This is a genomic window from Dactylosporangium darangshiense, assembly GCF_039537565.1.
Lineage (GTDB): Bacteria > Actinomycetota > Actinomycetes > Mycobacteriales > Micromonosporaceae > Dactylosporangium > Dactylosporangium darangshiense.
This window is the reverse complement of the sequence record NZ_BAABAT010000003.1, coordinates 553,476-567,252: the sequence shown is the minus strand read 5'-3', so window position 1 is coordinate 567,252 and position 13,777 is coordinate 553,476. Positions and strand designations below refer to the sequence as shown.

Here is a 13,777-nt window from a genome sequence, read left to right as displayed (position 1 = left end):
CGGTGCACCGGGAGGCGGGGCGTTCCGTACGCTTAGGCGTCGTGGCCAGTCCCACCTCCCTGATGAAGCGGCTGCTCCTGGGCCGACCGTTCCGATCGGACCGGCTCAAACACACGCTGCTGCCCAAGCGCATCGCGTTGCCGGTGTTCGCCTCCGACGCTCTGTCGTCGGTCGCCTACGCACCCGACGAGATCCTGCTGACGTTGTCCATCGCGGGCGCGACGGCGCTGACGATCTCGCCGTGGATCGGCCTCGCGGTCGCCGTGGTGATGCTCACAGTCGTCGCCAGCTACCGGCAGAACGTGCACGCCTACCCGTCCGGCGGCGGCGACTACGAGGTGGCGACGGTCAATCTCGGCCCGCGGTTCGGGGTGGCGGTGGCCAGCGCCCTGCTCGTGGACTACGTGCTCACCGTGGCCGTGTCGACGGCCTCCGGCGTGGCCAACCTCGGCTCCGTCGTGCCGTGGGTCGCCACCCACAAGGTCGCCATCTCCATCATCTCCATCGCGCTGCTCACCGCCATGAACCTGCGCGGCATCCGGGAGTCCGGCGCGGCGTTCGCCATCCCGACCTACGGCTTCATGATCGTCATGATCGGGATGGTCGTCACCGGCTTCTTCAAGATCTTCGTCCTCGGCGAGGACCTGCGCGCCCCCAGCGCCGACCTGCAGATCCACGCCGAGCACACCAACATGACCAGCCTGGCGATGGGTTTCCTGCTGCTGCGCACCTTCTCCTCCGGCTGCGCGGCCCTCACCGGCGTCGAGGCCATCTCCAACGGCGTGCCCGCCTTCAAGGAGCCCAAGAGCAAGAACGCCGCCACGACGCTGCTGCTGCTCGGCACGATCTCCATCACGATGCTGCTCGGCATCATCCTGCTGGCCAACAAGACCGGCCTGAAGTTCGTCGAGAACCCGAGCCAGATCGAGAGCGGCCCCGCCAACTACGTGCAGAAGACCGTCACCACACAGCTCGGCCAGACCGTCTTCGGTGCCGGCTCCGTCATGCTCTACGTGGTCGCGGTCATCACCGCCCTGATCCTGTTCCTGGCCGCCAACACCGCGTTCAACGGCTTCCCGGTCCTCGGCTCGATCCTCGCCCAGGACCGCTTCCTGCCCCGCCAGCTGCACACCCGCGGCGACCGGCTCGCGTTCTCCAACGGCATCATCCTGCTGGCGCTGGCCGCCATGGTGCTCATCGTCGGCTTCAACGGCGAGGTGACGCGCCTCATCCAGCTGTACATCGTCGGCGTCTTCGTGTCGTTCACGCTCTCCCAGGCGGGCATGATCCGGCACTGGAACCGGCTGCTGCGCACCGTGCGCGACAAGCAGGCCCGCAACCGCATGATCCGCTCGCGGACCATCAACATCGTCGGCCTGACCCTCACCAGCGCCGTGCTGATCGTGGTCCTCATCACCAAGTTCCTGCTCGGCGCGTACATCGCCATCATCGCGATGATCGTCATCTACTTCCTGATGGTCGGCATCAAGAAGCACTACGACACCGTCGCCCGCGAGCTCGCACCGACCGAGGACCGCCCGGTCCTGCCGGCCCGCAACCACGCCGTCGTGCTGGTCAGCAAGGTGCACCGCCCGACGCTGCGCGCCGTCGCCTACGCGCAGGCGACCCGCCCCGACAGCCTGACCGCGCTCACCGTCAACGTCGACGACCACGACACCCGCCTGCTGCAGGACGACTGGGAGCGCCGCGGCATCCCGGTCGCGCTGACCGTCGTCGACAGCCCGTACCGCGAGATCAACCGCCCGATCCTCGACTTCGTGCGCAGCAAGCGCCGCGACTCCCCGCGCGACGTGGTGACGGTCTTCATCCCCGAGTACGTCGTCGGCCGCTGGTGGGAGCACCTGCTGCACAACCAGAGCGCGCTGCGGCTCAAGGGCCGGCTGCTGTTCGAGCCCGGCGTGATGGTGACCAGCGTCCCGTGGCAGCTCAGCTCCATCGGCGACGTCGACATCGACCGCCTCGACGCGACCCTGAGCCGCGGCCCGAAGCGCGGCCCCCGCTCGGCCGCCACCCCCGAGTCGTGACCGTCATCACCGACCTCGAGCTGGAGGTGGGCGCGGTCGCGCACGGCGGGATCTGTGTCGCCCGCCACGAAGGCCAGGTCGTCTTCGTCCGCCACGCCCTGCCGGGGGAGCGGGTCCGGGCCCGGGTCACGGAGCGGCGCAAGGGTTTCCTGCGCGCCGACGCGGTCGAGATCCTGCTGCCGTCCCCGGACCGGGTCATCCCGCCGTGCCCGTTCGCCGGCCCGGGCGCGTGCGGCGGCTGCGACTGGCAGCACGTCTCCTGGGACGCGCAGCGGCGCCTCAAGGCCGAGGTCCTGCGCGAGCAGCTGACCCGCCTCGGCGGTCTCACCGACCTTTCCGGTTTGGCGGTACACGTCGAGCCGCTTCCCGGCGGCCCGTTGTCCTGGCGCACGCGCGTGCAGTACGCCGCCGGCCCCGACGGCCGGCCCGGCTTCCACGCCCACCGCTCCGCCGGCATCGTCGCCGTCGACCGCTGCCGCATCGCCCACCCGTCGATCCAGGCCCTGCCGATCCTCGAGCGCACCTGGCCGCCGGGCACCACCATCGAGGCCGTCGCCGCCGGCAGCGGCGACACCGCCGTGGTGACCCGCGCCTCCCGCACCGGCCGGGTGACCTCGCCGCCCGCCCAGGTCCGGGAACGGGCGGCCGGCCACGAGTGGACCCTCGACGCCGGCGGCTTCTGGCAGGTACACCCGCAAGCCGTCGACGCCTTCACCGACACGGTCCTGTCGATGCTGCGCCCGGCCGCCGGCGAGCGCGCCTGGGACCTCTACGGCGGCGCCGGCGTCTTCGCCGCCGCCCTCGCACCGCACTGCGGCCCCGTCACCGTCGTCGAGTCCGACGCGCGCGCGGTCGCGTCCGGCCGCCGGGCGCTGCGCGACCTGCGCAACGTCGCCTTCGCCCGCGGCGACGTGGCGCAGGTCCTGGCCAACCCGGGCTGGCGCTCCGTCGACATCGTCGTGCTCGACCCGCCCCGCTCCGGCGCCGGCCGCCCGGTCGTGTCCGCGATCACCGCCCGCCGGCCGCGGGCCGTGGCCTACGTGGCCTGCGACCCGGCGGCCTTCGCCCGCGACGTGCGCACCTTCGCCGAGCAGGGCTACGCGCTTACCGGCCTGCGCGCCTTCGACAGCTTCCCGATGACGCAGCACTTCGAGACGATCGGGCTGCTAACGCCGTCGCTTTAGCGTCCGCTCGTAGTCCTGGAAGCGGGCCTTGGCGATCACCTTGCGGTCGGCGGTGCGGAACACGATGCCCTCCGCCCGGCCGTCGCGACCGTCCAGCGACACCAGGGTCCGCGGCAGCCGCTCGACCAGCAGGGCGTGCATCCCCGCCACCGACTCCGGCAGCGCCTCGGCGGTGAACAGCCGCGGCGTCAGCGCCAGCCCGGCCCGCCCGGCGAGCGCGGCGAGGGCCTCCTCGGAGGCGAACGGCTGCCCGCCGGACTCCCGCCACGCCGAGATCTGCGCCGCCGGCCAGGTCAGCGCCGCCGCCCAGTCGTCGAGCTCCACCACGTCGAACAGGCGCCAGCCGAACACCGACGGGTCCGACGTGTACTGCTTCGCGGCGCCGCCGACCTTCCCGCCGTACAACTCGAGGAAGAACACCCGCAGTCCACCGTCGTGGCCCTCGGCGAGCCGGTCGGCGACGGGGCGCAGCTGCTCGACGATGCCGAGCGCCGGGTTGCCGATGAGATCGCCGCGGGCGAAGAGCAGCTCCTCCCGCGAGCCGATCACGTAGCTGCCGTCGGGCAGCAGCACCAGGCGGCTGTTCGTCCCGTCGACCTTCTCGGTCGCGATGACCGCTCCGGGGAAGGCGGCCGGCGACTCGAGCAGGCCGCCGTTGCGCGGGTCGAGCTCGTGATACGTCGGGATCGACGGGTACTTCGTCAGCGAGTTGAGCACCCGCAGGTCCGTCGCGCGCAGGTCGAAGGGTGTCATGCGGCCAGGATGAGCGTTGCCGCCCTTCGCGGTCATCCCGTTTACCGCGGCCGTAGACTGCCACGTGGTTTCGAAGGGGGAGTCCCATGGCAACGCTGCGTGAGCGCCTCGCCGGCGACGTGCCGCTCGTCGCCGTCAGCTTCGGCGACGACGACGCGGCCGGCGACGCGGCGCGGGCCCGCGACCTCGGGGTCGACCTCGCCGAGCTGCGCATCGACTGGCACCGCAGCACCGAGCCCGGCGACGTGCTCCGCGCGGTCGAGCCGTTCCGCGCCGCCGGCCTGCCGACCCTCGCCACGATCCGCTCGAAGGCCGAGGGCGGCTACTGGCCCGGCGACGACGCCGCGCGGCTGCGGCTGTTCGAGGCCGTCCTGCCCCACGTCGACGCCGTCGACGTCGAGCTCTCCTCCGCCGAGATCCTGCCCGGCGTCATCGCCGCCGCGCGCGCCGCCGACCGGCCGGTGATCGTGTCGTACCACGACTTCGACGCCACCCCGCCCGAGCCCGCGCTGCGCGCCACCGTCGAGGCCGCCCTCGCCGCCGGCGCCGACCTCGTCAAGATCAGCACGATGGCGCACGGCGCTCGTGACCTGCGCGTCCTCGCCGGGCTGCTCGTGCGGTACGACTCCATGATCGTCATCGGCATGGGCGCGGAGGGCGCCGGCTCGCGGGTGTTCTTCCCGCTGCTCGGCTCCCGCGTCACCTACTCCGCCATCGGCGGCCGCCCCGCACCCGGCCAGCTGCCCTTCGCCGACACGGTGCGGCTGCTGTCGCAGTTCTCGCCCGCCTACGCCGCGTCGCGGGCCGCCGCATGAGCCCCGGGCCCGACGACTACACGCCGCGCCGCGACCCGCTGCGGGCGCTGCGCAGGACCATCGGGCAGGTCGTCGTCCTGTTCACGATCCCGTTCGTCTTCGCCATCGGGCAGGCGGTCCTCGGGCTCGGGCGGGTCAAGGTCGACCGCTCCGCGGCCGCGTGGACGGTGTGGGGGATCGGGGTCGCGCTCATGGTCGTGGCGTCGGTCCTGGCGGTGCAGATGCTGCGCGGCAAGGCGCCCGCGCGGACGGGCCGCGCGACCGCGTGGTGGTGCGCCGGGATCTGGGCGGCCGGCCTCGTGCTTTCCATCGTGTACACCGGGATGGTCCCGCCGCCGACGCCCCGCTGAACCGCGCCGCCGCTCGCCGCGGTGGTGTTCCGCGACCCTGGGGCGTTTTGCCCGGTTTGCGGGGCGGCGCGGATGGCGGGTTGCCCCTAACCTTCGTGATCGTGCCGCACGACGACATGAACCAGCCGCCGGGGCCCGAAGAGGCGCCGGACTGGCAGCGCAGGCCACCGGCCGGCGCGCCCGACTTCCTGCCGCCCGACTTCCTGCCGCCCGACTCCGCACCGCCCGCGGGAGCCCCCGAGACCCCGGCGCTGCGCCCCGCGACCCCCGGCGATCACCCCTTCGGCCCGCAGCCGGCGGTGATCCCGCCGCCCGCGACGCCCCCACCGGCGCTGCGGCCCCCGGCCGCGCAGTACGACCCGCGGCAGACCTACGTCGTGTACCAGGCGGCGGGCCTGTCCGGCTTCACCGCGCCCGGCGGCAACGACCCGCTGATCAGCCCCGACTACGGCGGCTGGTGGCGGCGCAGCACCGCCGTCTTCCGCCGCGCCTGGCCGCTGCTGCTGCCGCTGCAGCTGGCCCAGTTCGTCCTCGGCCTGGTCGTGACGATCCCCGGCGCCCTGTACAGCAACAAGTTCCTCACCGACTTCTCCAACACCAGCTTCTCCAACACCAGCTACAGCGGCCGGGCGCAGGCCGACCCGTCCAGCGCCCTCGCCGTGCTGGGCGCGTCGCTGCTCGTCTCGGCGGCGCTCGCCGTCCTCGGCGCCGTGATCGCGGTGGCCGCCAACCACGTGATCGTCGCGGCCGCCGCCGGCCTGCCGCCCCGCCTCGGCCCGGCGCTCGCCCTGGCCGTGCGCCGCTGCCTGCCCCTGATGGGCTGGCAGATCCTCGCCGCCCTCATGCTGGCCCTGGGCCTCTGCGCCTGCATCCTGCCCGGCATCTACTTCTACGCCGTCCTCATGGTCCTGCCGGTCGTCGTGACGTTCGAGCGCGGCGGCGCCGGCATCGGCCGCTGCTTCAGGCTGTTCCACAACGACGTCGGCGTCGCCGCGTCGCGGGTCGCCACCATCGGCGCCGCGGCGGTGGTCCTCGCGATCGTCTCGGCCGTCGTCGGCGTGGTGATCGCGGCCGTCGACCTCAGCCAGACCGGCGGCCCGGCCCCCGGCCAGGTCGCGACCCTGTCCACGACGGCGGTCATCGTGCAGACCGTGGTCCGCGACCTGCTCGGGGCGCTGCTGCGGACCTTCACGTGCGTGCTCGTCCTCACCGCCTACGCGGACATGCGGGCCCGCACCGAGCCGCTGTCCACCTCGGTGCTGGCCGCCGAGATCGGCATCACGCCCGCCGCCCCGTCCGCGCCGTTCACACCGCCGGCACCCTCGCTCGCCTGACGCGTACGGCCCCGGGGTTTACGCCCCGGGGCCGCGCCGTCGTCTTTGTTCCGTGCCGATTTTCGTTTCGCCCTTTTTGTTGGCTTTTGTTGCGCGTCCGGCCTCTGCCTGGGGGCTATATGAGCGGTCCGTGACCAGGATGTGTGGAACCTGTCAAGATTCGATCGGCCAAGGTGCACTGCTGCGCGTCCCCACTAGACTCGGCGGGCATGAGCACAGAGGAGAACGAGGCCGCGTCCCTGCTGAGCACGGTCCGGGCCCCGGGTGATCTTCACAACCTGACCGCCGAGCAGCTCGACGTGCTCGCGGCCGAGATCCGCGACTTCCTCATCGCGAAGGTCTCACGCACCGGCGGTCATCTTGGCCCGAACCTCGGCGTCGTCGAGCTGACCCTCGCGCTGCACCGCGTCTTCGACTCGCCGAAGGACCGGATTCTCTTCGACACGGGCCACCAGGCATACGTGCACAAGATCGTCACCGGCCGCCAGGACGGCTTCGACCTCCTGCGCCGCCGCGGCGGGCTCACCGGCTACCCGAGCCAGGCCGAGAGCGAACACGACATCATCGAGAACTCGCACGCCTCGACCGCGCTGTCCTACGCCGACGGCCTGTCCAAGGCGTTCGCGCTGCGCGGCGAGCCCCGCCACGTCGTCGCCGTCGTCGGCGACGGCGCCCTCACCGGCGGCATGTGCTGGGAGGCGCTGAACAACATCGCCGCCGCCAAGAACCCGCTCGTGATCGTCGTCAACGACAACGGCCGGTCGTACTCGCCGACCATCGGCGGCCTCGCCGACCACCTGTCGAACCTGCGCCTCAACCCCGGCTACGAGAAAGTCCTCGACCTCGTCAAGGACTCCCTCGGCCGCACGCCGCTCGTCGGCCCGCCGCTGTACGAGGTCCTGCACGCCGTCAAGAAGGGCATCAAGGACGCCGTCGCACCGCAGGCGATGTTCGAGGACCTCGGCATCAAGTACGTCGGCCCGGTCGACGGGCACGACCGCGAGGCCGTCGAGTCAGCGCTGCGCAGGGCCAAGAACTTCGGCGGCCCCGTCATCGTGCACGCCGTCACCCGCAAGGGCTTCGGCTACCGCCCCGCCGAGGAGGACGAGGCCGACTGCCTGCACGGCCCCAGCAGCGCCTTCGACATCGAGACCGGCAAGCTCCTCGCCCCCGCCTCGGTCAAGTGGACCGGCGTCTTCGCAGACGAGCTCGTCGCGATCGCCGACGAACGAGCCGACATCGTCGGCATCACCGCGGCCATGGCCGAGCCGACGGGCATCGCCAAGCTCATGCGCAAGTACCCGGAGCGCGCCTACGACGTCGGCATCGCCGAGCAGCACGCCGCCACCTCCGCGGCCGGCCTCGCCATCGGCGGCTTCCACCCGGTGGTGGCCGTCTACGCCACCTTCCTCAACCGCGCCTTCGACCAGGTCCTCCTGGACGTGGCCATGCACAAGCTCCCGGTCACGTTCGTCCTCGACCGCGCCGGCATCACCGGCCCCGACGGCCCGTCGCACTACGGCATCTGGGACATGTCGGTCTTCGGCGTCGTGCCCGGCCTGCGCCTGGCCGCCCCGCGCGACGCCCAGACCGTCCGCGAGGAGCTCCGCGAGGCCGTCGGCATCGAAGACGGCCCGACGATCCTGCGCTTCCCCACCGGCTCCGTCCCCGCCGACCTCCCGGCCCTGCGCCGCGTCGGCGGCGTGGACGGCTTCGGCGGCGTGGACGTCCTCGCCGAGCACGAGCGCAAGGACGTGCTGCTGGTCAGCGTCGGCGCCTTCGCCCACATGGCCGTCGACGTGGCCGCCCGCCTGGCCGAGCAGGGTTACGGCGTCACCGTCGTCGACCCGCGCTGGGTCCGCCCGGTCCCCGTCGAGCTCGTCGCCCTGTCCCGCGAGCACCGCCTGGTCGTCACCCTCGAGGACGGCATCCGCACCGGCGGCGTCGGCGATGCGATCGCCAAGTCCCTGCGCGACGCGGACGTGTGGACGCCGCTGCGCGACCTGGGCGTGCCGCAGGGCTGGCACCCGCACGGTGCGCGCAACGAGATCCTGGCCGACCTGGGCCTGACCGCCCAGGACGTGGCCCGGCAGGTCACGGAGTGGGTGAGCCGCATCGAGCAGCCCGCGCCGCTGCCCGGCACCCCGTCTCCGCGGGCCCGCGCCCCGCGCCGTTAGCCCGCTTTCACGCCACAAGATCAGCGCCGCCCGGCAGGGCGGCGCTGATCGCGTTTACGGTCGACTCTCCGCCCCCACACCGACCCTGACACTGTCACGCTCACGAACGCTGACACTGTCACGATGACAGTGTCAGCGCCCCCGACGTTGACAGTGTCGCGACGTCCAGGCCCAGCGCAGCGCCGTGGCCTGCAGCGCTGCCGGTGGCGCGATGTCCAGGCCTAGCGCAGCGTCGTGGCCTGCAGCGCGGCCGGTTGCGCGACGTCCAGGGCTGGCATTGTCGTGGCCTGCGCCGCTGGCAGTGTCGCGGTCGTCGATGGTGACACTGTCACGTTGACAGTGTCAGCGCCCGGGACATTGACAGTGTCGCGATGTCCGGGCCCAGCGCAGCGCCGTGGCCTGCAGCGCGGCCGGTGGCGCGATGTCCGGGGCCGCATTGTCGTGGCCTGTGCCGCCGCTGGCAGTGTCGCGGCCGTCGATGCTGACACTGTCACGTTGACAGTGTCGGCGCCCGGGACGTTGACAGTGTCGCGATGTCCAGGCCTAGCGCGGCGTCGTGGCCTGCATCGTGGCCGGTGGCGCGATGTCCAGGACCAGCGCGGCGCCGTGGGCTGTGGCGCCGCTGGCAGTGTCGCGGTCGTCGATGGTGACACTGTCACGTTGACAGTGTCGAGGTCCGGCACGTTGACAGTGTCGCGATGTCCAGGGCCGGCGGTGTGAGCTCAATCTGCCGATCCCGTCGCGCGCCGCTAAATAATGATAAGTCGGATAAATCTGGACGCGCCAGCGTCCGGATTTATCCGGGCAAATCGGCGCTTAGGGCGAGGTGAGGAGGCGGGCGGAAGCCGACGCTGCGGGGCGGAAACCGGGCGGCATTCGTGGGACTCTCTACGAGCGACGAAAGGAAGGCCGTGCCCGAGGCGATGATCGAGCTCGACGTCAGCGCGCCCTGGGAGCCGCCCGACGAGCGTGGTGGGCGTGCGGGGCTGGGGTTGCGGGTCGTTGCGGTGCTCGCGCTGCTGGCGGGGGCCTGCCTCGCATTGCCGGCGCGTGAAGCGTCGCGGGATCTCGAGCCGCTGTACACCGCGGACTCCCAGGTGCTCTCGCTCGACGCGGCCGGGGGGCGGCTCGTCGTGTCGCGGTACCAGCAAGGCGGCGGACCGCCCATCATCGAGGCGATCGATGCGCGGTCGGGAAAGGTGCTGTGGGAGCGGCCCACCGAGGTCGACCAGTCGTTCGTCGCGCTCGCCGGGGAAGTCGCGCTGCTGCAGGTGGAGCGGGCCGATGAGCACGGGGTGTACACGGGGAAGCTCATCGCTCTTGACACCGGCAACGGTGCGGTGCGGTGGGAGCGGGAGAAGACGCGGATCGCCGGGGTCGCCGGGCGGTTGGTGATCGTCGAGGATCAGGCGTGGCCCGACGAGGATCAAGGGTTCGATCCGGCCTACGGGGATCCGGAGGATCCCTCGGTGACGTTGCCGCTGCTGCCGCATCACGAGCGGCGGGTGGGGCTCGATGCGGGGGACGGGCGGGTCGTGTGGAGCATCGACACGCCGCCCGGGGTCGTGGGGAGTCTCGGGTATGCCGACTATCCGGGGATATTGGAGTTCAGTGAGCTCGATGCCTCGGGGGTACTGCGGGTGCGCGACCTGGCGACGGGTGGCGTGGCGGCCACGTACCGGCTGGACGGGGCGGGTGCCGTCGCGTCGCACCAGCGCGGGGTCGACGGGCAGGAGGTCGTGTGGCGGGCCGGTGGGCACGGGGCCGAGGTGTACGACCGGGTGTCCGGGCGGCGGCTGTGGCAGTGGAGCGGGGGCGGGGCCGCCTACGAAGGGCCGTATGCGTGCCTGCCCGACCGGTACTGCGTCTTCGGCGAGAGCGGGACCGACGTCCTCGACCCGGGCAGCGGTGCGCGGCTGTGGCGGGCCAGCGGGTACGCGGCGATGCTGGCGGCCGTCGGTGAGCGGCTGCTGCTGTACCGGCAGAGCGTGGAGGTGTTCCATCCCGACGACGTGACCGCGTACGACTCGCGGACGGGGGCCACGGCGTGGCACCGGAAAGGGTGGCAGTTGGCCAGCGGGATGTTCAGAAGGCCCGGGTCGCCGGGGTACTACGTGTGGCAGCCGATCGGCAACACCGATGCGATCGTGGCGCGGCTCGATCCGTCCAGCGGCGGGGTCGAGCTGGTCGGGCGGGCGCGGGACTTCTACGGGTCGCCGCAGTGCGCGGAGACCGACGGGATGCTGGCCTGCCTCGCGATCGGGACGCTGTACGTGTGGGAGCTGCCGTGAGCTCGGGCGACGTCGTCATCGACCTCGGGGCCGCCGAGCCGTGGAGGGCGCCGGACGCGCCGCCGCCGGCCCGGCGACGGTGGCGGGTGCGGTGGGTGGCGGCGGTGGTGCTCGGGCTCGTCGCGGGGCTGCTGCCGGGTGCGGCGGCGCCGGGCGTGCCGTCGCTGCTGCATGTCGAGATCGGGGTGCAGCGCGTCGTGATGGGGGGCGGGCGGATGTTCGTCACCCGGTACACCGGCGAAGGGCCGCACCGGCTCGAGACGTACGACACCGGGAGCGGGCGGTGGCTGTGGGGGGCCGACTTCGGCGACGGGCAGCAGCAGGTCGCGGGGGGCGACGCGAGCGTGGTGCTGATCGACACCGCCTTCGCCGGTCGGGCCCTCGCGTTCACCCAGGTGCAGGCCCGCGACGCGCGGACCGGGGCGGAGCTGTGGCAGCGGGCGGCGGCGAGCGTCGACGGGCTGGCCGGCGGGGTGGTGCTGCTGCAGGACCTGACCTCGTTCCGGCAGGTCGACGTGGACGGCGGCGCGCCGCCGACCGGGCTGGAGAACCGCATCGTGGCCGTCGACGCGCGGACCGGCGAACAGGTGTGGGAGCTGGTCGCGCCGCGCGGATCGCAGATCTCGTTCGAGCGGGACGCGGGAAAGCAGGCCTACGCGGTGCGCTCCATGGCGGTGCTCGACCCCGGCGGTGCGCTGCGCGTCCACGACCTGCGCACCGGGGCGGTCGTCCGGACCATTCAGCTGGCGTGGTCGGGCAACGTCGGGATGTTCGTGCTCGGCGACCGGCGGGACCTGCCGCAGCCGGCCGGCGCGCGGGGCGGGCAGGTCGCGGTGTCCGCGTCCGGCGGGTTGCGTTACCAGGTGTACGACCTGACGAGCGGGCGGCTGGTGTGGCAGATCGACGCCGAGCAGTCCGCGTGGATCTTCGGCTGCGCGCCCGGGTGGTGGTGCACCGGCGGCAACCAGGGGATGACCGGCTACGACGCGGCGACGGGCGCGGCGGTGTGGCGCAGCGAAGGCGGCGAGGCGACCCTCGGGGCCGACGGCGGGCGGCTCGTCCTCGGCGGCGTCGGCGCCGACGGGCTGGCCGTGCCGGGGGTGCGGATCGTCGACACCGGGACGGGGGCGACGACGCGGCGGCTCGAGCGCTGGCGGCCGGTGTTCGGCTTCGGCGACCGGCTCACGGTGTTCTGGCGCGAGGAAGGCCGGCCGGCGACCGTCGTCGGGCAGCTCGAGGCCCGCACCGGGCGGGTCACGGTCCTCGGGCGCACCGAGACCGGGGAGGGGGAGCCGATGTGCGACAACGACGCGCGGTCCGTCGCGTGCGTCATCGCGGGCGACCTCACGCTCTGGCGTGCTCCGCAGACCCGGGGAGGCGGCGTTGCGAGCTGAACGAACGGGGAACGGAACGGGAAGATAGGGCACTGCCGCGGCGAGGCCGCGGTCCGCACAATGGATGCGTGCCGCTGAGTGCGATGCACGCCGATGCCGCCGCCATGAGTGGGCCCGTGATCGACCTGGGGCTGGTCCGTGGTGAGCCCGCGGTCGACGCCGACCGGGGGCCCGAAGGGTTGCCCCGCGGGTGGGGGCTGCTGCTGGTGCTGGGCATGGTGCTGTCGCTCGTCTCCGCGGTACCGCGGCAGGATGCTCCGCACGAGATCACCCGGCAGCCGTTGCGCAACGGCGAGTTCCACCTCGCCGGTGGGGCGCTGCTGCTGCTGGAGAGCGACCGGACGCCGACGCCCGTCGAGGCCTACGACGGGCGCGACGGCAGCCTGCTGTGGAAGTACACGCCGGACGGGCTGGCGACGCTGTCGTACGCGACCGCCGGCGACGGCGTCGTGGTGCTGTGGCCCGACCTGTGCCGCTCAGGCGTGACGGGCACGACCGTCGCCGTCGACGCGCGCAACGGGCAGGAGCGCTGGCACGCCACCGGGGTGCCGGTGCGCACCCCGGCGGGCGTGCCGGGGACCGTGGTGCTGCGCAGCCTGTGGTCCGACGGGTGCGGCGCCCTCGCGGCGGGCACGCCGATCGGCGGTGCGCTGCGCTGGCAGGCCTTCGACGCCGACGGGCGGGAGCGGTGGGAGGTGCCGGTCGACGCCGGGACGCGGGTGGCGCTGGACGCCGCTGAGCGCGGGGCGTCGTGGGCCGCCCTCGTCGACCGGCAGGGTGCGGTGAGCGTCGCCGACTTCGTCACCGGCGGGCGCTCGGCCGCCGGGACGCTGCGGGTCGCGCCGGACGAGGCCGTCGCGGCCGCCGGGGACCTGCTCGTCGTGTCGGCGTTCGACCAGGGCGGCGCGGCGCTGACCGCGTACCGGCGCGGGGACTACACGACGCCGGCGTGGCGGGCGCGGGTGCCGACGGGGCCGGCGCCGGGGCGGACCGACCGGTTCGCGGTGCGCCCGTGCGGGCCGGTGCTGTGCGTCGCCGGGCAGCGCACCGTCGTGCTCGACCCGGCGAGCGGGGCGATGCTGTGGGACGCGGGCGTGCGCGCCGAGCTCGGCGAGATGCCGGGCGGGCTGCTCGCCGCGGCCGGGGTGCGGCCGGTGGCGCTGCTGGACCCGCTGACCGGGGTCCCGGCCGTCAACCTGGCCGGGTGGGACGTGCTCGGCACCGACGGGCAGCGGATGCTGCTCGGCGTGGTGTCGGAGTCCGGGACGCTGCTGGGGTTCCGCTCCGACGCGCCCGGCGGCCGGGCGGCGGTGACGTCGTTCGCGGCCCTCGACGCGCGGCTGCTGGCGTGCGAGCTCGACGGTTCGCTGCTGGCCTGCCAGACCGACGAGGACGACGTCGTGCTGATGCGCCTGGACACGTGAGGCGCAACCG

General features: G+C 73.2%; 10 protein-coding genes. 9 read left to right on the top strand and 1 reads right to left on the bottom strand.

Annotated features, from left to right (window positions below):
- The first annotated feature begins 41 nt into the window (after positions 1–41).
- Positions 42–2,045, top strand: a complete 2,004-nt coding sequence (locus ABD901_RS09315) for an APC family permease (RefSeq protein ID WP_345123355.1) — start codon at positions 42–44, stop codon at positions 2,043–2,045.
- Positions 2,042–3,229, top strand: coding sequence for a class I SAM-dependent RNA methyltransferase (locus ABD901_RS09310; protein WP_345123353.1), 1,188 nt, complete (start codon positions 2,042–2,044; stop codon positions 3,227–3,229). Before ABD901_RS09315 ends, ABD901_RS09310 begins: the two co-directional genes overlap by 4 nt.
- Here the strand turns inward: ABD901_RS09310 and ABD901_RS09305 are convergent.
- Positions 3,212–3,982: an RNA ligase family protein gene (locus ABD901_RS09305; protein WP_345123351.1), complete on the bottom strand. Its 771-nt coding sequence runs from the start codon at positions 3,980–3,982 to the stop codon at positions 3,212–3,214. The genes ABD901_RS09310 and ABD901_RS09305 overlap by 18 nt on opposite strands.
- An 86-nt stretch (positions 3,983–4,068) precedes the next feature.
- Between ABD901_RS09305 and ABD901_RS09300 the strand changes: the two genes are divergently transcribed.
- The 7 genes from ABD901_RS09300 (at position 4,069) to ABD901_RS09270 (ending at position 13,767) form a co-directional block, all read left to right on the top strand.
- Positions 4,069–4,797: a type I 3-dehydroquinate dehydratase gene (locus ABD901_RS09300; RefSeq protein ID WP_345123349.1), complete on the top strand. Its 729-nt coding sequence runs from the start codon at positions 4,069–4,071 to the stop codon at positions 4,795–4,797.
- Positions 4,794–5,147, top strand: coding sequence for a hypothetical protein (locus ABD901_RS09295; RefSeq protein WP_345123347.1), 354 nt, complete (start codon positions 4,794–4,796; stop codon positions 5,145–5,147). Before ABD901_RS09300 ends, ABD901_RS09295 begins: the two co-directional genes overlap by 4 nt.
- A 101-nt stretch (positions 5,148–5,248) precedes the next feature.
- On the top strand, positions 5,249–6,481 hold the full coding sequence (locus ABD901_RS09290) for a proline-rich domain-containing protein (protein ID WP_345123345.1): 1,233 nt from the start codon (positions 5,249–5,251) through the stop codon (positions 6,479–6,481).
- Between the two features lie 209 nt (positions 6,482–6,690).
- Positions 6,691–8,658 carry a 1-deoxy-D-xylulose-5-phosphate synthase gene (gene dxs, locus ABD901_RS09285; protein ID WP_345123344.1) on the top strand — a complete coding sequence of 656 codons (1,968 nt, stop codon included), beginning with the start codon at positions 6,691–6,693 and terminating at the stop codon, positions 8,656–8,658.
- A 911-nt stretch (positions 8,659–9,569) separates the two neighbouring features.
- Positions 9,570–10,949: an outer membrane protein assembly factor BamB family protein gene (locus tag ABD901_RS09280; protein ID WP_345123342.1), complete on the top strand. Its 1,380-nt coding sequence runs from the start codon at positions 9,570–9,572 to the stop codon at positions 10,947–10,949.
- Positions 10,946–12,343, top strand: coding sequence for an outer membrane protein assembly factor BamB family protein (locus ABD901_RS09275; RefSeq protein ID WP_345123340.1), 1,398 nt, complete (start codon positions 10,946–10,948; stop codon positions 12,341–12,343). The genes ABD901_RS09280 and ABD901_RS09275 overlap by 4 nt, the downstream gene beginning before the upstream one ends.
- Before the next feature lie 68 nt (positions 12,344–12,411).
- Positions 12,412–13,767 carry a PQQ-binding-like beta-propeller repeat protein gene (locus ABD901_RS09270; RefSeq protein WP_345123338.1) on the top strand — a complete coding sequence of 452 codons (1,356 nt, stop codon included), beginning with the start codon at positions 12,412–12,414 and terminating at the stop codon, positions 13,765–13,767.
- Positions 13,768–13,777: the final 10 nt, after the last annotated feature.

Bases quoted from the DNA above. Each gene is read 5' to 3' on its own strand.
- ABD901_RS09305 (WP_345123351.1), bottom strand. From the start codon at position 3,982: ATGACACCCTTCGACCTGCGCGCGACGGACCTGCGGGTGCTCAACTCG.
- ABD901_RS09300 (WP_345123349.1), top strand. From the start codon at position 4,069: ATGGCAACGCTGCGTGAGCGCCTCGCCGGCGACGTGCCGCTCGTCGCC.
- ABD901_RS09295 (WP_345123347.1), top strand. From the start codon at position 4,794: ATGAGCCCCGGGCCCGACGACTACACGCCGCGCCGCGACCCGCTGCGG.
- dxs (WP_345123344.1), top strand. From the start codon at position 6,691: ATGAGCACAGAGGAGAACGAGGCCGCGTCCCTGCTGAGCACGGTCCGG.